This window comes from Microbacterium sp. GXF6406, assembly GCF_054798215.1.
The window spans coordinates 25637-46979 of sequence record NZ_JBSJZH010000001.1 but is presented as its reverse complement, the minus strand read 5'-3'; the positions used below and the strand labels follow the sequence as shown (position 1 = coordinate 46979).

At 66.5% G+C, this 21343-nt stretch carries 20 protein-coding genes; 14 read left to right on the top strand and 6 right to left on the bottom strand.

What is annotated here, in order from left to right; translation table 11 throughout:
* Positions 1-51: 51 nt before the first annotated feature.
* From ACWAUG_RS00235 to ACWAUG_RS00220, 4 genes are all read left to right on the top strand, one after another.
* Positions 52-495: a hypothetical protein gene (locus ACWAUG_RS00235; protein WP_460800435.1), complete on the top strand. Its 444-nt coding sequence runs from the start codon at positions 52-54 to the stop codon at positions 493-495.
* Positions 492-1448 (top strand): bifunctional riboflavin kinase/FAD synthetase, encoded by a 957-nt coding sequence (locus tag ACWAUG_RS00230; RefSeq protein ID WP_460800434.1) that lies wholly within the window; start codon positions 492-494, stop codon positions 1446-1448. Before ACWAUG_RS00235 ends, ACWAUG_RS00230 begins: the two co-directional genes overlap by 4 nt.
* Positions 1449-1656: 208 nt before the next feature.
* Positions 1657-3810, top strand: a complete 2154-nt coding sequence (locus ACWAUG_RS00225; RefSeq protein WP_460800432.1) for a DEAD/DEAH box helicase — start codon at positions 1657-1659, stop codon at positions 3808-3810.
* 217 nt (positions 3811-4027) lie between these two features.
* A complete protein-coding gene (locus ACWAUG_RS00220) occupies positions 4028-5056 on the top strand; it encodes a 6-phosphofructokinase (protein WP_298038763.1) in 1029 nt (342 codons plus the stop codon).
* A 65-nt stretch (positions 5057-5121) separates the two neighbouring features.
* Here the strand turns inward: ACWAUG_RS00220 and ACWAUG_RS00215 are convergent, their stop codons facing one another.
* Positions 5122-7215: a S9 family peptidase gene (locus ACWAUG_RS00215; RefSeq protein ID WP_460800430.1), complete on the bottom strand. Its 2094-nt coding sequence runs from the start codon at positions 7213-7215 to the stop codon at positions 5122-5124.
* Positions 7216-7369: 154 nt separating this feature from the next.
* Between ACWAUG_RS00215 and ACWAUG_RS00210 the strand changes: the two genes are divergently transcribed.
* From ACWAUG_RS00210 to ACWAUG_RS00200, 3 genes are all read left to right on the top strand, one after another.
* Entirely contained in the window at positions 7370-8740 is a 1371-nt protein-coding gene (locus ACWAUG_RS00210) for an inorganic phosphate transporter (protein WP_460800429.1), read from the top strand.
* Complete coding sequence (locus ACWAUG_RS00205; protein ID WP_298038771.1) at positions 8737-9072, top strand: peptidase; 336 nt, start codon at positions 8737-8739, stop codon at positions 9070-9072. The genes ACWAUG_RS00210 and ACWAUG_RS00205 overlap by 4 nt, the downstream gene beginning before the upstream one ends.
* Positions 9073-9139: 67 nt before the next feature.
* Positions 9140-10594 carry an aspartate ammonia-lyase gene (locus ACWAUG_RS00200; protein ID WP_298038773.1) on the top strand — a complete coding sequence of 485 codons (1455 nt, stop codon included), beginning with the start codon at positions 9140-9142 and terminating at the stop codon, positions 10592-10594.
* A gap of 40 nt (positions 10595-10634) precedes the next feature.
* Here ACWAUG_RS00200 and ACWAUG_RS00195 read toward each other — a convergent pair whose 3' ends face one another.
* Positions 10635-11504, bottom strand: coding sequence for a fumarylacetoacetate hydrolase family protein (locus ACWAUG_RS00195; protein WP_460800426.1), 870 nt, complete (start codon positions 11502-11504; stop codon positions 10635-10637).
* A gap of 282 nt (positions 11505-11786) precedes the next feature.
* Between ACWAUG_RS00195 and ACWAUG_RS00190 the strand changes: the two genes are divergently transcribed.
* From ACWAUG_RS00190 to ACWAUG_RS00180, 3 genes are all read left to right on the top strand, one after another.
* Positions 11787-12800 (top strand): PrsW family intramembrane metalloprotease, encoded by a 1014-nt coding sequence (locus ACWAUG_RS00190; RefSeq protein WP_298038775.1) that lies wholly within the window; start codon positions 11787-11789, stop codon positions 12798-12800.
* 208 nt (positions 12801-13008) lie between these two features.
* Entirely contained in the window at positions 13009-13377 is a 369-nt protein-coding gene (locus ACWAUG_RS00185) for an FKBP-type peptidyl-prolyl cis-trans isomerase (protein ID WP_460800424.1), read from the top strand.
* 144 nt (positions 13378-13521) lie between these two features.
* Entirely contained in the window at positions 13522-14076 is a 555-nt protein-coding gene (locus tag ACWAUG_RS00180; RefSeq protein WP_298038781.1) for a YceI family protein, read from the top strand.
* A 27-nt stretch (positions 14077-14103) separates the two neighbouring features.
* Here the strand turns inward: ACWAUG_RS00180 and ACWAUG_RS00175 are convergent, their stop codons facing one another.
* Complete coding sequence (locus tag ACWAUG_RS00175; RefSeq protein ID WP_460800422.1) at positions 14104-15387, bottom strand: MFS transporter; 1284 nt, start codon at positions 15385-15387, stop codon at positions 14104-14106.
* Positions 15388-15536: 149 nt separating this feature from the next.
* Between ACWAUG_RS00175 and rpsO the strand changes: the two genes are divergently transcribed.
* The 3 genes from rpsO to ACWAUG_RS00160 all read left to right on the top strand — a co-directional run bounded on the left by rpsO (position 15537) and on the right by ACWAUG_RS00160 (position 17211).
* A complete protein-coding gene (gene rpsO, locus ACWAUG_RS00170) occupies positions 15537-15806 on the top strand; it encodes a 30S ribosomal protein S15 (RefSeq protein ID WP_460800420.1) in 270 nt (89 codons plus the stop codon).
* 225 nt (positions 15807-16031) lie between these two features.
* Positions 16032-16901 (top strand): hypothetical protein, encoded by an 870-nt coding sequence (locus ACWAUG_RS00165; RefSeq protein ID WP_460800418.1) that lies wholly within the window; start codon positions 16032-16034, stop codon positions 16899-16901.
* Positions 16894-17211 carry a transcriptional regulator gene (locus ACWAUG_RS00160; protein WP_298038170.1) on the top strand — a complete coding sequence of 106 codons (318 nt, stop codon included), beginning with the start codon at positions 16894-16896 and terminating at the stop codon, positions 17209-17211. The genes ACWAUG_RS00165 and ACWAUG_RS00160 overlap by 8 nt, the downstream gene beginning before the upstream one ends.
* Before the next feature lie 54 nt (positions 17212-17265).
* Here ACWAUG_RS00160 and ACWAUG_RS00155 read toward each other — a convergent pair whose 3' ends face one another.
* Both ACWAUG_RS00155 and ACWAUG_RS00150 read right to left on the bottom strand, forming a co-directional pair.
* Positions 17266-18471, bottom strand: coding sequence for an oxygenase MpaB family protein (locus tag ACWAUG_RS00155; protein WP_460800417.1), 1206 nt, complete (start codon positions 18469-18471; stop codon positions 17266-17268).
* A gap of 183 nt (positions 18472-18654) precedes the next feature.
* Positions 18655-19665, bottom strand: a complete 1011-nt coding sequence (locus tag ACWAUG_RS00150) for an isopenicillin N synthase family dioxygenase (protein ID WP_460800415.1) — start codon at positions 19663-19665, stop codon at positions 18655-18657.
* A 73-nt stretch (positions 19666-19738) separates the two neighbouring features.
* On the opposite strand from ACWAUG_RS00150, the gene ACWAUG_RS00145 reads away from it, so the two are divergent.
* On the top strand, positions 19739-20182 hold the full coding sequence (locus ACWAUG_RS00145) for a hypothetical protein (protein ID WP_298038162.1): 444 nt from the start codon (positions 19739-19741) through the stop codon (positions 20180-20182).
* 15 nt (positions 20183-20197) lie between these two features.
* On the opposite strand, the gene ACWAUG_RS00140 is transcribed toward ACWAUG_RS00145, so the two are convergent.
* Positions 20198-21334, bottom strand: coding sequence for an acyltransferase family protein (locus ACWAUG_RS00140; protein ID WP_298038159.1), 1137 nt, complete (start codon positions 21332-21334; stop codon positions 20198-20200).
* Positions 21335-21343 lie beyond the last annotated feature (9 nt).

Here is a 21343-nt window from a genome sequence, read left to right as displayed (position 1 = left end):
GGCCGCCGCGGCGCGGCGCCTCGACTTCGCGCGCATAGAATGGAGCACGCTATGAGCTCCATCGAACCCCGCTCTCGGATGACCGGAATCGGTCGTGTCCTCGTCATCGTCTACGCCGTCATGGCCATGGCCGCGACGGGACGCAGTTTCGTGCAGGTCGTCCGCAAATTCGACGAGGCGCCGCTGGCGTATTCGTTGTCCGCCGCGGCCGCTGTCGTCTACATCCTGGCGACGCTCGCGCTGATCCTGGCGGGGAGGCGGGGCTGGTACACGGTCGCGTGGGTCGCGATCGTCTTCGAGCTGGTCGGCGTGATCGTCGTCGGCGCCCTCAGCATCCTCGCCCCCGACCTCTTCCAGCACGACTCGGTCTGGTCGATGTTCGGCCGCGGCTATGTGTTCATCCCGCTCGTTCTGCCGATCTTCGGACTGTGGTGGCTGAGCAAGCACCGCCCGGCATTGACCGTGCACGATGCTCCGGCGGAGGCGACTGCGTGATCGTCTTCCGAGACCCGGCGCAGGTGCCGGCGGACTTCGGCCCCTCGGCCGTCGCGATCGGCAAATTCGATGGCGTGCATGCCGGACACCGAGAGGTGATCTCCCGTCTGCAGGCGGATGCCGCCACCACCGGTGCTCGCGCAGTCGCCGTGACGTTCGACCGCAACCCGCTCGCTCTGCTGCGCCCGGATCTGTGCCCCGACAACGTCGTGTCGGTCGAGCGCAAGCTCGAGCTGCTGGGGGAGTTGGGCCTGGATGCCACGCTCGTTCTGGCATTCGATGAGGCTCTGGCTTCGCTGAGCGCGGAGGCGTTCGTCGAGCAGATCCTCGTGGGCGCTCTGCAGGTGACTGCGGTGCTCGTGGGAGAGGACTTCCGTTTCGGGCACCGCGGCGCCGGCACCCCGGATCTGCTGCGGGAGCTGGGGCCGCGCTACGGATTCACGGTCGATGTCGTCGAGGACGTCTACATCGAGGGCTCCGACCGACGCGTCTCCTCGAGTTGGGTGCGCGAGCTGCTCGCGGCCGGCGATGTGCGCGCCGCGGCTCAAGTCCTCGGGCGTTCGGTCGATGTGCGCGGGGAGGTGGTGCACGGGCTCAAGCGCGGGCGCGAGCTCGGCTTCCCGACGGCGAACCTCTCGGAGCGCGTCGATGCCTTCGTCCCGGCCGATGGCGTCTACGCCGGCTGGCTGGTCGACCATGACACCGGCATCCGTCATCCGGCGGCGGTGTCGGTGGGCACGAATCCGACGTTCGACGATGTGCTGGTGCGTCAGGTCGAGGCTCATGTCATCGATGAGGATTCGCTCGACCTGTACGAACATGATGTGTCGGTCGAATTCGTCGAGCGGCTGCGCGGAATGGTTGCCTTCAACGGCATCGAAGAGCTGATGACGCAGATGGCTGCCGACGTCGTCGCGGCGCGGACGCTGCTGCTCGGGTCTTCTGAGACCTGAGATCCTGGCCGAGGGGCCCGGCGCTCCTGCGTTTTCTCGGCAGGATGCCGTAAACTGTCCGCGGGTTCACCCCGTACGCCCGCCTCATCGGCACCGCGACACGAACCCGAGGACGTCCGCACGGTCCTGGCTCGCGCCACACGCGGACGATACGTACGGCACGATTCGCCTCTGAACGGCGTTTCGGTATTTCACGCTCAGGAGGAGCATGCCGACTACGGCAACCGCCGCGACGCGGCGCAAGAAGACATCCCGTCGTGATGACGAGGCCCCGCTGATTCCCATCCTCGCCCGCAAGGTGCGTGAGATCGAGGCCAAGACGCAACGCGGAAAGCTCGGGCCGACGAACCGGGTCAAGTTCCAGGTGATCGCCTTCCTGGTGCGCGAGGAGCGCGCCCGGGTGAAGGCGGATGCTGCGCTCGGCGACTCGGCGCGCGCAGAACTGCTCAAGCGTCTCGACGGCGTCGCGACGATCCTCGCGAAGACGGCGGCGCGCGACACCTCCCTGATCCAGCTCCTCGAGGCGGATCAGGCCACGAGCCCGGTTGCCAAGCGCATGCGCCGCGACTGGCTGCTCGAGTCGGGCGCGGAGCTCGCTCCGGAGGAGCTCGTCATCACCGATGTGGCACCTGTTCGCGAACCGGTGGTCCCGGCCGCTCTGGCCGAGCGACAGGTGACGCCTCCGTCGCTGGAGGCGCGGCAGCTCGCGAATCCCTTCCTCGCGCCGGATCTGACGCCGCGCGCGACGAGCACACCCCGGCGACGCCTGGATGACTGGGAGCTCATGGGCCCCCTGTACAAGGCCTTCGAGACCGGTGCGGGCGGAGCATCCGCGACCATGGAGCTGCCTCCCGTCCCGGAGTACGATCACATCTCCCCGCGCGGGCTGGAGATCATGGTCCACCAGTCGCGCTTCCTCGAATCCGTGCGCGCCGGGCACCGCGCCTTCCTGCTGGCCGATGAGCCCGGCCTCGGCAAGACCGCGCAGTCCGTGCTCGCGGCGTCGCTGGCGGATGCCTACCCGCTGCTGGTCGTGGTGCCCAACGTCGTGAAGATGAACTGGGCTCGCGAGGTCGAGCGCTGGACGCCGCAGCGCCGTGCGACCGTGATCCAGGGCGATGGCCAGGACGTGGATGCCTTCGCCGATGTCTTCATCGTGAACTACGAGATCCTCGACCGTCATCTGTCGTGGCTCGGCGAGATCGGGCTGAAGGGCATGGTCGTCGATGAGGCGCATTTCATCAAGAACCTCTCCTCTCAGCGGTCGCAGAACGTTCTCGCGCTCGCCTCGCGGATCCGTGAGCGCATGCGCAACCCGCTCCTGATGGCGTTGACCGGAACACCGCTGATCAACGACGTCGAGGACTTCGACGCGATCTGGCGTTTCCTGGGCTGGACGACGGGGGAGAAGCCCGGCCCCGAGCTCATGGAGAAGCTCGACGCGACCGGTCACACCCCCGCCGACAAGGCCTTCTATCCCGAAGCGCGTGACGCCGTCATCTCGATGGGCATCGTCCGTCGCAAGAAGAAGGACGTCGCCGCCGACCTGCCGGACAAGCTCGTCGCCGACCTGCCGGTGCAGCTCGATGACGACTTCGGCCGCAGCATCCGTCAGGCGGAGCGCGAGCTCGGCGAGCGTCTGGCCGCAAAGTACCGCCGGATCGTGGAGGCCCGCGGGGACCGGGGCGATGCGCGCTCCCGAAACCTGTCTCAGGGGATGATCGACGAGGACATCGTCCGTCTGGTCGCGACGGGCGAGCTCGAGGAATCGAAGGCCGCCGGCGCCGGGGGAGACAACGTCTTCACCATGGTGCGCAAGATCGGCCAGGCGAAGGCCGTGCTCTCCGCCGACTACGCGGCGCAGTTGCAGCGCTCCGTGGGCAAGGTCGTCTTCTTCGCGAAGCACATCGACGTCATGGATCAGGCGGAGGCGCACTTCGCGGCATCCGGCATCCGCTATGTCTCGATCCGCGGCGACCAGTCGACGCCCGCGCGCCAGCAGGCGATCGACGACTTCAACGGCGATGAGAACGTCGGCATCGCCGTGTGCTCGCTCACCGCGGCCGGCGTCGGACTCAACCTGCAGGCGGCATCCAACGTCGTTCTCGCCGAGCTGAGCTGGACCGCTGCCGAACAGACCCAGGCGATCGACCGGGTCCACCGCATCGGTCAGGATGAACCGGTCACGGCGTGGCGGATCATCGCGGCGCACACGATCGATACGAAGATCGCCGAGCTCATCGATCAGAAGCAGGGGCTCGCCGCCCGGGCCCTCGACGGTGAGGCCGTCGATGAGACGGCGAGCGAGTCGGTGCAGCTGGCGGCGCTCATGCATCTGCTGCGGGAGGCTCTCGGGGACTGACACCCTCGCTCAAGGGGCGTAAGAATTTGGATTCTTACGCCCCTTTTTGCGTCTTTTTCGTCGTTTTATCGAAGTTCCGTGAAATCAGATGTCTCACGGAAGCAAGATCGTGGATTCTCATCGTCCTCGAATGGCGTCTGGGGGCGGATGCCCACTAGGGTCGAGAACAGGCAACGTCGCCCGACCACCTCCCCTCGAAACGTCTGAAGGCAGCAGCATGAAGATCGGCATCCTCACCAGCGGCGGCGACTGCCCCGGCCTCAACGCGGTCATCCGCGGAATCGTCCTCAAGGGGACCACCACCTACGATCTCGAGTTCGTCGGAATCCGTGACGGATGGCGCGGCGTCGTCGAGGGCGACTTCATGCCGCTGACGCGCCACGAGGTCAAGGGACTCTCGAAGGTCGGCGGCACGATCCTCGGCACCAGCCGCACGAACCCCTACGAGGGCGACCGCGGCGGTGCGGAGAACATTGCCAAGACCCTCTACGGGCACAAGATCGACGGCATCGTCGCGATCGGCGGCGAGGGCACCCTCGCGGCGGCCGACCGGCTCGCGAAGGACGGGCTGAACGTGCTCGGCGTTCCGAAGACCATCGACAACGACCTGCGCGCCACTGACTACTCGTTCGGCTTCGACACCGCCGTCAACATCGCCACCGACGCGATGGACCGCCTGCGCACCACCGGTGACTCCCACCAGCGCTGCATGGTCGCCGAGGTCATGGGCCGCCACGTGGGCTGGATCGCCCTGCACGCGGGCATGGCCGCCGGCGCGCACGTGATCTGCATCCCCGAGGTGCCCATGTCGATCGATGAGATCGCCGCGCAGGTCACGAGCGCCCACGACCGCGGACGCGCACCGCTGGTCGTCGTCTCGGAGGGCTTCAAGCTCGAGGGGATGGACGAGGCCTACAGCGATAAGGGGCTGGACGCCTTTAACCGTCCGCGCCTGGGCGGGATCGGCGACCAGCTCGCGCCGCTCATCGAGCAGATCACGGGTGTTGAGACCCGTGCCACGATCCTCGGCCACATCCAGCGAGGCGGCTCGCCTTCGGGCTTCGACCGCGTCCTCGCCACGCGTCTGGGGCTGCACGCCGCCGACGCGATCGTCGAGGGCGCCTGGGGGCAGATGGTCGCCATGAAGGGGACCGACATCGTCCGGGTGCCGTTCGAGGAGGCGCTCGGAGAGCTGAACACCGTGCCGCGCTACCGCTATGACGAGGCCGCAGCGCTCTTCGGCTGATCCTCTCTCCTGACGATGCCGCCCCGGGGATGTTCCCGGGGCGGCATCGTCATCGTGGACCGGAGTCAGGCCAGGCCGAGCACGTCGAACATCCAGGCGAGTTCGAACGCCCGCTCCTTCCAGGAGTTGTAGCGGCCGCTGACACCGCCGTGGCCGGCAGCCATCTCGCACTTGAGGAGCACGTCCGCCGCGCCGGCCTCCCGCAGCCGGGCGACCCACTTCGCGGGCTCGACGTACAGGACGCGGGTGTCGTTGATCGAGGTCATGGCGAGGATGCGCGGGTAGGCAGCGCCCTCGCGGACGTTCTCGTAGGGGCTGTACGACTTCATGTACGCGTACACGTCCGCACCGTGAAGAGGGTCGCCCCACTCGTCCCATTCGATAACTGTCAGGGGAAGAGACGGGTCGAGAATGCTCGTCAGCGGATCGACGAACGGCACGGATGCGAGGATTCCGGCGAACGCTTCGGGCGCGAGGTTCGCGACAGCCCCCATGAGCAGGCCACCGGCGCTGCCGCCCTCGGCGACCAGACGATCGGCGCTGGTGACGCCGCTGTCGACGAGGTGCTGTGCGCAGGCCACGAAGTCGGTGAAGGTGTTCTTCTTGGCCAGGAGCTTGCCGTCCTCGTACCACTGCCTGCCCATCTCTCCGCCGCCGCGTACGTGCGCCACGGCGAAGATCACGCCGCGATCGAGTTCGCTGAGGCGGGCCACGGAGAATCCGGGATCGATGGAGTGCTCATAGGACCCGTATCCGTACAGGTGCACGGGACGGGTCTCGTCGCCGGGGGAGCCGAAGGACGTCTTCCACACGAGGGAGATCGGCACACGTGTGCCATCGGACGCTGTGGCCCATCGCCGCTCCTGCGCGTAGGCGCCCGGCTCGAAGCCCCCCAGCACAGGCTGGCGCTTGCGCAGCACGAGGTCGCGGGTCGCGAGATCCAGGTCGTACACGGTGCTGGGCGTGACGAACGAGGCGTACGCGAGGCGGAGGAACGGCGCATGCCACTCCGGGTTCCCGGCGGGCCAGGCGGAGAACAGGGGCTCCTCGAAGGCGAGTTCCTCGACGGTATCCGTGGCGTAGTCGAGAAGTCCGATCCGCTCGAGGCCCTCGCTGCGATAGGCGAGGACCGCGAAGTCGCGGAAGCAGTCCGCATCCAGCAGCCGACGCCCCGGCGTATGAGGCACGACGACCCGCCGCTGACCGCGGGGGTCGGCGGCGGAGACCGAGACGAGCTCGAAGTCGAGTGCGTTGTCGTTGTGCAGGATGTAGAGCCGGTCCTCGCCGTCGACCACGGCGTGCTCGAGCGAGTATTCGACGCCCTCGGTGCGTGGCCAGACGAGCCGGGGCTCGGCGGTGATGTCGCCGGCGAGGTCGACGAGATACTCCTCGCTCGTGACGCTCGAACCGACGCCGATGACGAGGTAGCGGCGGCTGCGGGTGATCCCGGCCCCGAGCCAGAATCGCTCATCCGGCTCGTGGAACAGCTTCACGTCGTCCGCGACATCGGTGCCCAAACGGTGCAGCCAGAGGGTGTCGGGGCGCCAGGCCTCGTCGCGAGTCGTGTAGATGATGGCGTTGCCGTCGGGAGTGAAGAAGCCGCCGCCGGTGCGGGGGATCTCATCTGCGAGCGTCTCGCCGGTGGTGAGGTCGCGCACCTTGATCGTGTAGAGCTCATCGCCCTCGTAGTCGGGTGCCCACAGCAGCCTGGTCGCGTCGTCGGAGGTCGCGAAAGAGCCGAGGGAGAAGAACTCGTGCCCCTCGGCCTCGGCGTTGCCGTCGAGCAGGATCTGCTCGCCGGGCACCGGGACGCCGGGCTCGAGGACCGGGGGAGTCCAGTCGTCCGGCGCAGCAGCGGCTCGGCAGTGGATGCTGTACTGAGCGCCCTCTTCGCTGCGGCTGTAGTACCACCAGTCGCCGCGGCGGGTCGGGACGGAGAGGTCGGTCTCCTGGACGCGCCCCTTGATCTCCTGGAAGATCTGCTCCCGCAGCGGCTCCAGATGAGCCGTCATGGCATCGGTGTGCGCGTTCTCGGCGTCGAGGTGGGAGATGAGCTCGGGGGACTCCTTCTCGCGCATCCACTCGTAGGGGTCGTCGAAGACATCCCCGTGGTGGGTGCGGAGCTGGGAGCGGCGGGCGGCAATCGGAGCATTCGTCACGAGTCAACGCTAGCCGCTGTCGAGTTGACCGGAGGCGATGTCGGTGCGAGGATTTATCGGGGCCGGTTAACGGAAGAAAAACCCGCGGTGAACTCTTCGTTCGTCACGCCGATCACGTCGGCATCTCCCTTCTTCGTCGAACCGAAAGCAAACGGTGGAAACCGCAGTCCTCATTGTCGTGCTGGTCATCTTGCTGGCACTCTTCTTCGACTTCACCAACGGCTTCCATGACACCGCGAATGCGATGGCCACGCCCATCGCGACCGGTGCTCTGAAGCCCAAGACGGCCGTCCTGCTGGCCGCGGTGCTCAACCTCATCGGCGCATTCCTGTCGACAGAGGTCTCCAAGACCGTCTCGCACGGCATCATCAACGAGGCCTCGATCCTCCAAGCCGGCGCCGAGCTATTCCTGGCCGTGATCTTCGCCGGTCTCATCGGCGCGATCACCTGGAACATGCTCACCTGGCTCCTGGGGCTGCCCTCCAGCTCCTCGCATGCGCTGTTCGGCGGTCTGATCGGCGCCACGCTCGTCGGCGTGGGATTGGGCGGCATCGACTTCGGCATGGTGCTCTCCAAGATCGTTCTGCCTGCGCTGATCGCGCCGCTGACGGCGGGAATCATCGCGTTCGCCGCGACGAAGATCGCCTACTCGGTCACGCGCCGCTACGACGGCAAGCCGGATGGCCGCGACGGCTTCCGCTGGGGACAGATCTTCACCTCGTCGCTCGTGGCGCTCGCGCACGGAACCAACGACGCGCAGAAGACCATGGGCGTCATCACCCTCGCCCTCATCACGATCGGCTGGCAGAGCTCCGATCACGCCGATCCGTACCTCTGGGTCATCATCGCCTGTGCCGTGACGATCGCGCTGGGCACGTACCTCGGTGGCTGGCGCATCATCCGCACGCTCGGCAAGGGCCTCACCGACGTCAAGCCGGCGCAGGGCTTCGCGGCGGAGAGCTCGACGGCGGCCACCATCCTCGCTTCCAGCGCGCTCGGATTCGCCCTGTCGACCACGCAGGTCGCCTCCGGCTCGGTGATCGGTTCCGGCCTCGGTCGCCGCGGCTCGGCTGTCCGCTGGGGCACCGCCGGGCGCATCGCCATCGGCTGGCTGCTCACGCTGCCCGCTGCCGCGTCCGTGGGCGCCATCGCGGCGCTCATGGTCGTGTGGCTCGGGAACTGGGGAGTGGCGATCGACGCGGTCCTCGCGCTCGTCGTCATCATCGGCCTGTACCTGCGCTCGAAGGTCAACGCGGTCACGCCCGACAACGCGATGAGCGATGTCGCCGAGTCCGGTCACGCGATCGAGCTTCCCGAGAACCCGCCGCCGACGCGTCGTCAGCAGCGCATCCTCGATGCCAAGGCCGAGGCGAAGGCGCGCGCGAAGGCGAAGGCCGAGGGCCGTGAGAAGGCGAAGGCCGACGCGAAGGCGAAGGCCAAGTCCCGTGACAAGAAGGCGAAGAAGCAGGCGGCGAATGCCACCGAGGACTCCTCTCCGGCAACCGACAAGGAGGCCGGCGCATGAGCGTGGTCATCGACTGGGATGCGTTCCTGCACGTCTTCATCGCAGCTCTCCTCGGAGCAGCGGCGATCGTCACCTTCTATGCGCTGGGGTTGCGGCTGATGGTTCGCGCCGGGCACGCACCGGTGGTCACACCCGTCGAGTTCACCGATGCGATCGCGGTGATCAGCGAGAAGGAAGCACGGCGCGCGGCCAAGCAGGCGGCGAAGCAGGCGAAGAAGAGTCCGCTCACCGAGGGGCAGAAGAAGCTCTCCCTGTGGGGCGCGTACGGCTGCTTCGCGGTGTGCGCCATCGCTGTGCTGGCTGGGATCATCATCATCGTCGTGGGTCTCTGACCCTCAGCATCCTGCGGGCGTAGACTGGCGATATCCCTGATATCGCCACGACCCACAAGGATGTGACATGGCTTCTGCCGCGCCCACCCGTACAGAGACCGACTCCCTCGGGAGCATGGAGATCCCCGCTGAGGCGTACTGGGGCATCCATACTGCTCGAGCCGATGCCAACTTCCCGATCTCGAAGCGGCCGATCTCGGTCTATCCCGATCTGATCCGGGGCCTGGCCATGGTCAAGCAGGCCAGCGCCCGTGCCAACAAGCAGATCGGCGTGATCGACGCACAGCGCGCTGACCTGATTGATGCCGCCGCGCAGCGCGTCATCGACGGGGAGTTCCACGACCAGTTCACAGTCGGCGTGATCCAGGGCGGTGCGGGCACCTCGACGAACATGAACGCGAACGAGGTCATCACCAACATCGCCCTCGAGATGGCGGGGCGCGAGAAGGGTGACTACGCCTTCCTATCCCCGATCGATCACACGAACCGGAGCCAGTCGACCAACGACGTCTACCCCACGGCGATCAAGATCGGTCTCTCGCTCAATCTGCGCTCGCTCCTCGACGAGCTGGATCTGCTCCGGCGCTCATTCCTGGGCAAGGCGGTCGAATTCCACGATGTCCTCAAGGTCGGACGCACCCAGCTTCAGGATGCCGTGCCCATGACCCTGGGACAGGAGTTCCACGGTTTCGCGACCACCCTCGACGAGGATCAGTCGCGACTGTCCGAGAACGCCAAGCTGCTGTTCGAGATCAACATGGGCGCGACGGCGATCGGCACGGGGATCACGACCCACGTCGACTACGCCCCGGCGGTGCTTCGGCATCTGCAGGAGATCTCCGGCCTGCCGCTGGAGACGGCGACCGACCTCGTCGAGTCCACCAGCGACACGGGCGCTTTCATGTCGTTCTCCTCGTCGCTCAAGCGCAACGCCATCAAGCTCTCGAAGATCTGCAACGACCTGCGCCTGCTCTCCTCCGGCCCGCAGGCGGGCTTCGGCGAGATCAACCTTCCCGCCAAGCAAGCGGGCTCCAGCATCATGCCGGGCAAGGTGAACCCGGTGATCCCCGAGGTCGTCAACCAGGTCGCCTTCGCCGTGGTCGGTGCCGACACGACGGTCACGATGGCGGTCGAATCCGGTCAGTTGCAGCTGAACGCCTTCGAGCCGGTGATCGCTCATTCGATCTTCCAGTCCATCACTTGGATGCGCCAGGCGATGTGGACGTTGCGCGTGAACTGCGTCGACGGGATCACGGCCAACGAGGGTCGCCTGGGCGCGATGGTCGGCGCCTCGGTCGGCGTGATCACGGCGCTGACGCCGTTCATCGGCTATTCGGCGGCCGCGGCTCTGGCAAAAACTGCGCTGTTGACGAACCGCAATGTCGCGGATCTGGTGGTCGAGGCCGAGCTGATGTCGCGCGAAGAGGTCACGAAGCAGCTGTCTCCGGCACGGTTGTCGGGCCTGGAGGCGGTCACCTCGGCGATCACCGTGATCCCGCCGGAGGACATGATCCAGATCTGAGGGGCGTTGCGCCCGGGGGGAACCCCGGGCGCAACGACGATCAGCCGTAGATGCGGCAGTGCGTGGTGAGCTCGCCGATCCCGTCGATTCCGACGGTGACGGTGGAACGGTCGCGCAGGAAGATCTGCGGTTCGCGGGAGTATCCGGCGCCGCCGGGGCTTCCGGTGGAGATCAGCGTGCCCGGCAGAAGGGTCGCCGACTGGGACAGGTGGGCGATCAGCTTCGAGACGGGACGAACCATCTGCCCGGTGCTCGCATCCTGCACGGTGTGGCCATCGACGACGGTCCAGATATGCAGGTCCTGCGGGTCGGGGATCTCGTCGGCGGTGACGACGACGGGGCCGGTGGGGGTGAAGCCGTCGAAGGACTTGCACCGCGACCACTGGGCCTCGGCGAACTGGATGTCGCGCGCTGTGATGTCGTTGACCACCGTGTAGCCCCACACGTGGGCGAGCGCGTCGCCCTCGGCGACGTCGTGCGCCGGCTTTCCGATGATCACACCGAGCTCTGCCTCGTAATCGATCGATTCGCTGAGGCTGCGCGGCCAGCCGGTGGTCGATTCGTGCCCGGTGAGGGAGTTCGGCCACAGGTTGAACACGGTCGGCGCCGTGTCGGTCTTGAGCCCCAGCTCGCTCGAGTGCGCGGCGTAGTTCAGTCCGATCGCAATGACGACGGGCGGGTTCAGCACGGCGGAGGCGTAGACCTGTTCGTCGACGGGATGGCGCGGGGCATCGTTGTCGCGCAATGCCGCGCGCACCTGCTGGAGTGCGTCGTCGCCGCCCTCGATGAGGTCTTGCAGTGTCCGCGGGGCGGGGGAGATGAGATCGGCTACGAGGATGGCGTCGGTGTCGTCGATGACTACGAGATGGATCTCGTCATGCTCTGAGCGGCGCAGATGGGCGAAACGCATGTCTCTACGCTACCGGTGCCGGTACCGGGGAAGGCTGGTGAGTACCTCTAGGCTTTTCATATGACTCTCGGAGGACCGTCACATCCGCATCACGCTTCGCAGCCCGGTGCGGGGCCGGTCGCTCCGAGCAGCTGGCCGTATGCTTCGCCGCTGGCTCAGCCGGCCCTGTACACGCCGCCGGCCCCGGTGGCCCCGGCCCCGTCCGCTGCGCTGCCGCCGATGCCGGTTCCCGCGCGCGCTGGGCGCTCCGCGTCTGTCTGGCTATTCGGCATCCTGGGATTCGTGCTGATCGTCCTCACGGGATATTTCATCTGGGCTCTGGGCATTATCGCGTCCGGCATCGGGCTGCTTCTGGCGCTGGTGCCCTTGGCCATCGTCTTCCTCGGCGTTCGGCTCATCGATCGGTGGGAGCCGGAGCCGAAGTCTCTCATCGCGTTCGCGATCTGCTGGGGTGCCATTGCAGCGATCGCGATCACCCTGCTGGTTGATCTGGCGATCACGCTTGCGATAGGGATGCGCGCCGAGACGCTGAGTGCGGTGATCCAGGCGCCCGTCGTCGAGGAGCTGGCCAAGGGGCTCGGCATCTTCCTCGTGTTCCTGATCGGCCGCCGTGCTTTTGACGGTCCTATCGACGGGATCGTGTACGGCGCTCTCATCGGCGGCGGCTTCGCCTTCACGGAGAACATCCAGTACTTCGCGATCAGCCTCATCGAGGGCGGGGGAGCGCATCTGACGGCGACATTCGTCCTGCGTGGCCTGATGTCTCCCTTCGCGCATGCGATGTTCACCGCTCTCACCGGCTTCGCGATGGGCTTGGCCGCGCGTCGGCATGGGACGCGCACTGCCGTTCTACGGGCGGGGACGATCGGTGTGATCGGGGCGATGCTCCTGCACGGGTTCTGGAACGGCTCGACAATCTTCGCGGACTTCATGTGGCTGTATGTGACGCTTCAGGTGCCGCTGTTCATCGGGTTCATCCTGGCGATCGTGGCGCTGCGCAAGGAGGAGGCGCGTGTGACGCGCGAGCGGCTCGGCGAGTATGCGCAGGCCGGTTGGTTCACTCCGGAGGAGGTCACGATGCTCGCGACGCCCAACGGTCGGGCGGCGGGCCTGCGATGGGCGGCTTCGCTTCGGGGGGATCGTCGGATGCTGATGAAGCAGTTCATCAAGGATGCGACGGCACTGGCGGCCGTGCGCCAGCGGGCGATCACGGGACGCGATCCCCTGGCTCCTGCGGATGAGCAGGCGCTGCTGGTGCGCACCCGCGCGACGCGCGCGGCGCTGCTCGCGTACTGATCCCTACTGCGGGCACCGGAGGAAAGACTCAGCGCCCGGTGCTGCGGCGATGCCTGCGAGTCTCCCGGGCGCTGAGCTGATCTGACACCAGGGTGCCTCGCCCGTGCGAGGAAGTCAATACCCCTCCGGGGCGATCCGGTCGGGGTGTTCGCTCTCGGCTGTCGCTGTGGCGTTGACCGGGGCCTTCGTGCTCGGGTTGTATGGAGTCATGACTGAACGCACAAAGCCTGAGTTCGACGCACCCTCCGGTCCCGCTCCCGCAGAGCTCGTCATCCGTGACATCATCGTGGGCGACGGCGCTGAGGCGAAGCCCGGCGACACCGTGACGGTTCACTACGCCGGTGTCGAGTACGACTCCGGGGAAGAGTTCGACTCCTCCTGGGGTCGTGGCGAGACCATCCAGTTCCCGCTGCGCGGACTGATCCAGGGCTGGCAGGAGGGGATCCCCGGCATGAAGGTCGGCGGACGCCGTGAGCTCGTGATTCCGCCGCACCTGGCCTACGGTCCGGCCGGGGCCGGCCATTTCCTTTCGGGGAAGACCCTCATCTTCATCATCGATCTGGTCGCCGTCGGCTGATCAGCGCGATGCTCATCGGCTCTGCTCCCGTCTCCGGTGAGCAGGGCCGAATTTTTTTACACGAAACCGGAATATATTCAATCGCATAAGAGTTGTCACCTCGGTGAACGCCGACATTCGGCCCCGACGCTTGAAGGAGAAACCATGAGCACCATCGACATCCCCGGCTACCGCTCCGGCACCTGGATCCTGGACCCCTCGCACAGCGAGGTGACCTTCAGCGTCCGCCACATGATGATCTCGAAGGTGCGCGGCACCTTCGGCGTCAAGAGCGCAACGCTCGTCGCGCCGGAGAACCCGCTGGAGACATCGGTCACGGCGTCCGTCGACGTCGCCTCGATCGACACTCAGGATGAGGGACGCGACGGCCACCTGCGCTCCGCCGACTTCTTCGACGTCGAGAATCACCCGACGATGGAGTTCGTCTCCACCGGCGCCCGCGTCGAGAACGGCGACCTGCTCATCGATGGAGACCTGACCATCCGCGGCGTTTCGAAGCCCGTCACCTTCGAGCTGGACTTCGGCGGCTTCGGCCAGGACCCCTACGGCAACTACAAGGCGGGCGCGTCAGCGAAGACCGTCATCAACCGCGAAGACTTCGGCCTGACCTGGAACGCAGCGCTCGAGACCGGCGGTGTTCTCGTCGGCAAGGAGATCACGATCGGCCTCGATCTGCAGGCGGCGCTGCAGCAGGACTGAGGTCGTCCTTCGAGGACCCCGGGCCCATCAGGGCTCGGGGTTCTCCGCGTCGTAGGAGCGAAAGCGCGGTGTCAGGCGCACGAGGAGCGCGACCACGGCGATCACGGCGAACCCGCCCAGCAATGGTGGGAACCACAGTGCCGTGACGGTCGTGAGCGCGCCGACGTAGAGGGCGCCGACGCGCGGGCCGCCGGTGACGACGACGATGAAGATGCCCTGCAGGCGCCCGCGGATGCTGTCGGGCACCGAGGATTGCATCATCGTGTTGCGATAGATCGCGCTGACGTTGTCGGATGCTCCGGAGACGGCCAGGGCGATGCATGCGGCGATGATCAGACCGATGTTCGCCGTGTTCTCGCTCACGGGAGGCAGTGCGGTTCCGGCGAGGAGCACAGCGCCGAAGGCGAGGATCGACAGGCCGTAGACCTGGACGGCCCGTTGGATGCCACGGCCGTGCCATCGGTACCGGACGATTCGACCGGAGAACAGGCTTGACAGGAAGGTGCCCACGGCCACGGCGGCGGTGAGGGCGCCGGTCGTGATCGCTCCGCCTCCGAGCAGGACAGTGCCGAGCGCGGGGTAGAGGGCCACGGGCTGACCGAAGGTCATGGCGGTGATGTCGATCAGGTACTGCATCCGGATGTTCTTCGCGCGCTTGAGGAACTGCCAGCCGTCGATGAGCGACGCCAGCCCTGGTTTGACGATGACACCCTCCGGGCGAAGCGGGGGCAGGGTCCACAGGCCCAGGAACATCGCCATCATCAGGACGACGTCGATCGTGTAGGTCCATCCATATCCGGTCGTCGCGACGAGGATGCCTGCGAGGGCCGGGCCGACCATGACCATCATGCCGATCGTGATGCCGTGCAGGGCGGCTGCGGGCGCGAGCAGGTCGCGGGGGAGCAGGCGCGGGGTGATGGCGCTGCGCGTTGCCATTCCGACGGAGTTGGCTGCGGCGTTCACGACGCTGAGGATGTACAGCCACCAGATCGTCTCCATGTGCGCCCAGGTGAGGATCGCGAGCATCAGAGTGGAAGCGAAGGTGATGACGGCCGCGATGAGCGCGACGATGCGCCGGTCGAAGGCGTCCGCGAGCATGCCGCCGTAGAGGCCCGCGATGATCATCGGGACGAGGCCGGCGACCGCGACTATGGAAACGGCGAACGTGCTGCCGGTGAGATCGAAGACGTGCAGCATGATGGTGACGAGAGTGAGCTGCCCGCCGAGGCCGGCGAGGGTGGAGCCGATCCACATGCGGGTGAAGGGGGCGCTCGCTCGGAACGGGCGCAGATCGATCAGGGCGTTGTGCACTCATCGAGGCTATCTGGCTGGACCCGGTGTCCTCTGCGCCGCCTCGGTGCTGGTAGACTTTTCAGGTTGCCGTTTGATCGGCCGCGGATAAAGAGAGTCCACGCATCAGGCGTCGGGCGCCGCGCAATGAGTGAGAGGGGATCGAATTTATGGCACTGGAAGCAGACGTCAAGAAGGCGATCATCGAAGAGTACGCGACGCACCCCGGTGACACCGGTTCCCCCGAGGTGCAGGTTGCGATGCTGTCGCAGCGCATCAAGGACCTCACTGAGCACCTCAAGGAGCACAAGCACGACCACCACTCGCGTCGTGGCCTGTTCCTGCTCGTCGGTCAGCGCCGTCGACTGCTCGGCTACCTCCAGGATGTCGATATTGCACGTTACCGTGCGCTCATCGAGAAGCTTGGACTGCGCCGCTAAGCGATCAGCGTTCAATCGCGCAGAACATTCTTGAGAAGGCCGCCCCAGGTGTGGGGCGGCCTTCGTCATTCCCGGATGCTGTCCGCGACGGTTCCTCGTCAGGAATGCGTCGCGTGGTGCAGCAGTCGTATCGAGAACGCGATCTCCCGCGTGACCTTTTGCTTTCTCGTTGGAAATCTTGATAGCTTTCCATCAGGAAACTTATTGGCGCAGAGGAAGCGGGCCATGATGGACCAGAAACCGATGGAGGGTGCTGAGCCCTTCGCCGCTCCGAGCGCGGAGGCTGCGCACGCGTACATCGCCGAGTACGAAGCCGTCCAGATGCGGCGGGAGAATCTGCTCGATCGTCGCCGTATCGCCCGTTTCGCCGTGATCGAGGCCGTGGTGATCGCGGTTTACCTCACGGTCGGCGCCTTCACCACGGTCACCGATTCGCGCTTCATCTTCTGCTTGGGCCTCTTCCTCATCTGGCTTCAGCTCAGCGCCGAACGACGCGAGAGCATCGGAGCCATCGCGGCCCCCGGGGTCGCCATCTCCCGCCGCAGGCCATGGAGCATCGTCGCGGTCGTCCTCGTCTCGATCGTCCTCATCGTCGTCTATGTCGCGGTGCTGCTCGAGCCGGTACCCATGGCGCTGCGGTTCCTGCCGGGGCTGTTGGCGCTGGTGGCGTTCGGAGCACCCGCGGTGCGCGCTCTGATCCGCTCGCCGCGCATCGCCGAGCCGGTGCGACGACGCGCGCTCACGCGGAACGAACGTATCGCGACCATGGCGGTCGGTGCCGCCATGTCCGGAATGATCCTGTTCGTGCTGTGGTCACAGGGTGATCTCTCTCTGATCTCCACGGGAGCACTGGTGTTCATGATCGGCTATCTCGCGCTGTGGTGCATCGGTCGCATCTCATCCCGCATGCCGGCGCTCGGCGCCGTGTGGGCCGGAGCGCAGTGGGCGACATTCGCTGCCAGTGCTGTGCTGCTGACCGCCGCGCTGGTCGTGCCGGAAGCGATGGCCGAGCACGCGGTGGCCGTGGCCATCGTGGCAGTGGGCATCCTCGCCGCATTCATCGCGGCATCCTTCCGGAGCGGAATCGATGACTGAACAGCATCCGCGTCTGCGACTGGATGACAACTTCGCCAGTCCCATCCGGTTCTCGCTCATGGCCGCGCTCCTCGACGGCGACATCCTCGATTTCGCGACCCTGGCCGGAATCCTCCAGGTCGGAGACTCCGCGCTCAGCAAGTCCATCTCGCATCTGAGTGCCGCCGGGTACATCGTCTCGCGCCGTGGGGAGGTCGGCAGTCGGCCGCGCACCTGGGTGCGGGCGACGGTGAAGGGCGCTCGCGCATTCACCGCGCACCTCGCCGCACTGCAGGAGATCGTCGAGTTCGGCGGCAGGCCCTCGTTCTGAAACGGCGATCGCCGGGTGCCCCAGCGCACCCGGCGATCGGTTTCGGGGGAGATATCAGCTCGGGCGGTTTCCGTCCGGGATCGTGATCGGGGTGGTCTTCCCGGACTCGCCCTTGTTGAGGAAAGCCATGGCGATGCCCTTGATGAGCTTGTCGAACAGCGTCGTCGATACTGGCGCGATCGGCAGCACGCCCTCGCGGAACTTGATGTACGCGGGCCAGCCATTCTTGATCGTCGCCGCAGAGATGTAGTCGCGCTTCAATCCCAGCCAATCGCCCACGTCGTGTCCGAGCTGATAGCGCGCGAACTCGTTGAGGAATCCGCGAGTCACGCCGCGGTCGATCTGAGCCGTGAGCCCGAGGAGAACCTCGGTGAGAGCCTTCCCCTCCATGGTCGGCGAGAGGATCGGCGTGAGCGCCTGGTCGGATTGGGCATGTGCATCGGCCCACGTCGCCGGGATGTACTGATCCTGCACGCCGAGCAGGTGCAGGGCGACCTGCCAATGGTGCAGGAACGCCTCCTCCTCGGCGGGGGTCATCCTGATGCCCCATTCCTTCATCTTCTTGTGCGCGAAGGTGCCGGTGCTGTGGAAGGTGACGAGGATGTCCATGTTGCTGATCGGGATCGTCTCATCGGCGACGGCCTTCCAATGCGGGGACCGGGGGAGCAGATGCCGCACGGCCGAGTGCACCATGCGGGTCTTGTTGCCGGTCACGATCATCTGTCCGCCGGGCTCGTAGGCGTTGATGTCGGTCAGGTCGTATCCGAAGGTGAATGTCTTCGCGGCCCGATCCTGCATGTCGGCGCCGCCCTTCGACCAATAGACCGACTTGGCTTCGCGCGGGATGAACGTGCTCATGATGCCGCCGCCGATGCCGTAGATCATGAACAGGTACAGGTCGCGGCGCCGATTGAAGTCGGCCGCCAGGCGAAGCTTCGTGCGATCGGCCCAGGGCGGCAGCTGCGTCGTTTGCTGGAGGAACGCGGACAGCTCTGCGGGGAAGGACGCGGGGATCGGGTCGTTGTTGTTCACCCACGCCGCCATTGCGGTGTTGATGGCGCCGGTCTGTCCGTTGATGAGGACGTCGGCCATGATGCGGTCGAGATCGTCGTCCCAGACCCAGGACGGATCGGCGCCGTCACCGGAACCGAGGATGGAGCGGGATGGGGACCACGACCAGGCGGCGGTCGGGGCGAGGACTCCGCTGAGGCCGAGAGCGGCTCCCAGCGTGAGCACGGTGCGGCGGTTCATTTCTGGCATGAGGACACCTGTTTCCGAGATCGTCGGACCGACCGCGGACATCATCATTGATGCTGCGATCCGCGTGGGAACGCTGCGGGCCGATGTGATTGCTCGTTAACATATGGTCAAAGTGCAACGGCCACAACCCCCGCTGATCGGGAGGTTGTGGCCGTTGTCTCCGGGGAGGAAGCTAATCGCCCATCACTCGGAGGCGGATGCGGCGAGCAGGTCCGCGTGGTGGGCCTCCGCGACATTCGGGTGGGCGCGCAGGCGGTAGCGCAGGGCGTTCTCGCCGTAGAGCCCGGCGATCGTGTAGGCGCCGGCCGATGTCGTGTCGCCCTCGCCGTCGCGGAGCTCCTCGGGGAGATCGATCACGGGCATCACCGAATCGAGGCTCGGGTTGAAGAAGAACGGCACGGAAATGCGGTCGTCCGGCGCCACGGGGGAGATCACACGGTGGTTGGTCGCCGTGAGGTGGCCGCCGCTGGCGAACTGCAGCATCTCGCCGATGTTCACGATGAACATGTCGTCGACAGGAGGTGCGTCGACCCAGGCGCCATCGCGCATGACCTGCAAACCGCCCTTGCCCGGCTCGACCCACAGCAGAGTCAGCACGCCGGAGTCGCGGTGCTCGCCGACGCCCTGCTGGGGATCGGGGGCATCGGTGCCGGGGTATCGCACGATCTTGATGAGTGTGGCCGGGTCGGCGAATGCCGCCTCGAAGTGGTTCTCCTCTGCGCCGAGGGCGAGGGCCCAGCTGCGCAGCAGCGTGTGCGAGACCTCCGTGAGGCGGGCGTGCCATTCCTCGACGACCCCGCGCAGCTCGGGCTGTGCAGCCGGCCACAGGTTCGGACCGATCAGACGGTTGTAGTCGGGGCCGCCCTCGACAGCATCCGCCTCGGGGCCGATGTCGATCTGCTCGCGCCAGTCCACCTTGCCGGCGGTGAGCTCCCCACCGATTCGCGTGTACCCGCGGAAGTGCGGGCTGCGCGTGTTCTCGATCGCGAGCTTGTCAGCCTCCGGGAGTGCGAAGAAATCGCGCGAGGCCTTCTGGAGGCGGCGGAACAGCTCCGTCGGCACGCCGGTTCCGGTGAGGTAGAAGAATCCGACCTCGTGGGTCGCGTTGCGCAGATCGTCGCGGAATCGCGCTGCGGCCTCGGGTCCGCGGTCCAGTTCGGACAGGTCGAGGATGGGGAGGTTCAGATCAGCCATGCCCCGAGGCTAAATCGAAACGGGCGTCGGCGGGGCCTGTGTTACGAGTCATGCCAGAAGATATCCTGACAGCATGCCTCGGATCTGGATCTGCCTCCGTCTCGTGCTGCCCGCCGTCTGGATCGGCCTCGTCGTGGGGCTGGCTTTCATGGAGACGCCCATGAAGTTCCAGGCTCCGGGGATCACCACGGAGCTCGGTCTGGGCATCGGACGTCTCGTGTTCGTCGCTCTCGCGGCGGCGGGGTGGGGCATTCTTGTCGTCCTCACGCTCATCGCCCAGGCCCGCCCGCGCGAGACGCGCGGCGGCTGGCTCCTCATCGGCGCGATGTGGGTGCTCATGGTCGTCGAGTCGTTCGTCGTGCGACCTGCGCTCGCGGCGCGCAGCGACATCGTCATCGCCGGTGGCGACCCGGGGGAGTCCTGGTTGCACTACGGATACATCGGCATCGAGCTACTGCTGCTCGCGCTGCTGGTCTGGTACATCGTGCTCGGGGCGAAGCGCCTGCGCATCGAGTGAGCGCCGCGATGGAGATCAGCCCTGGCGGGGCCTGCGTGATCCGGTCGGGTCGTCCCGGCGGGAAGCATCGGCCGAGAGGCGGCCGTCCGAGAACAGCCACTTCGCCCGCGGCTCGATGAGCGGGCGGAACAACCACCGCACGGGGGACGTCGCGAGCAGGACCGAGAGCGCCACCGACAGGACGATGACCATGGGCAGCCAGAGCCATGTCGGTTCGGCGTTGCGCAGAATTCCGGACTCGCGGAACGGGTAGAGCACGAACGAGTGCAGCAGATACACGTACATCGTGTACTGGCCGAATCTTGTCCATCCGTGGGTTCCGCGCGGGATCAGGGCGAAGAAGCAGGCGCTCAGGAGCAGGCCGATCATGATCAGCAGCAGTCGGATGCCACCGGCCCACCATTCTTCGGCGCCGAGGTCTGCGTAGGTGTCGACGTAGAAGAACCAGCGGCTCAGGTCGACGCTGTCCCAGAGGCCGACCCAGTTCCAGGCGACGAAGGCGTCGACGGCGAGGATCGCGACGGCCACGGTGCGCAGCCACCAGGGGCGGAAATCGATGAGGCCGAAACGGGCGACGATGTCGTGCTCGCGCAGCCACCAACCGAGCACGAAGAAGGGCAGGAAGCCGAGCGTGCGCGAGAGGGAGAACGTGCTGTCGACGTTGGGCAGATAGCCCACGGCCAGAGAGATGAGCAGTGCCCAGGCGAGGGGCCAGCGCAGGAGCGCGAGGTAGGGGAGTACGAGGCGGAAGATCCCGAGGGCGAGGAGGAACCACAGGGTCCAGGACGGCTGGGTGAGGTTGGGATTCGCCTGGCCCTCGACGGCCCATTTCGTCAGGGTCCACAGCATCTCGAAGATGACGTACGGCAGCAGGATGTCGGTGATGACGCGCGCCATCTGCTTCTTCGTCGGGGGCGCTGACTTCGAGAAGTGGCCGGCGATGATCGCGAAGGCCGGCATGTGGAAGGCGTAGAACGACAGATACAGGGCCATCGCGATGTCGGAGTCGTACGTCAGGCGTTGAATCGCATGACCGAGAACCACGAGGACGATGCACGCGTAGCGCGCGTTGTCCCAGAACGGGACCCGCCTCCGCGGGCGCTCGATGCTGCCAGTGATCGGGCCTGCGGGGACCTGCGGGGCACTGCTCATCACTCGAGG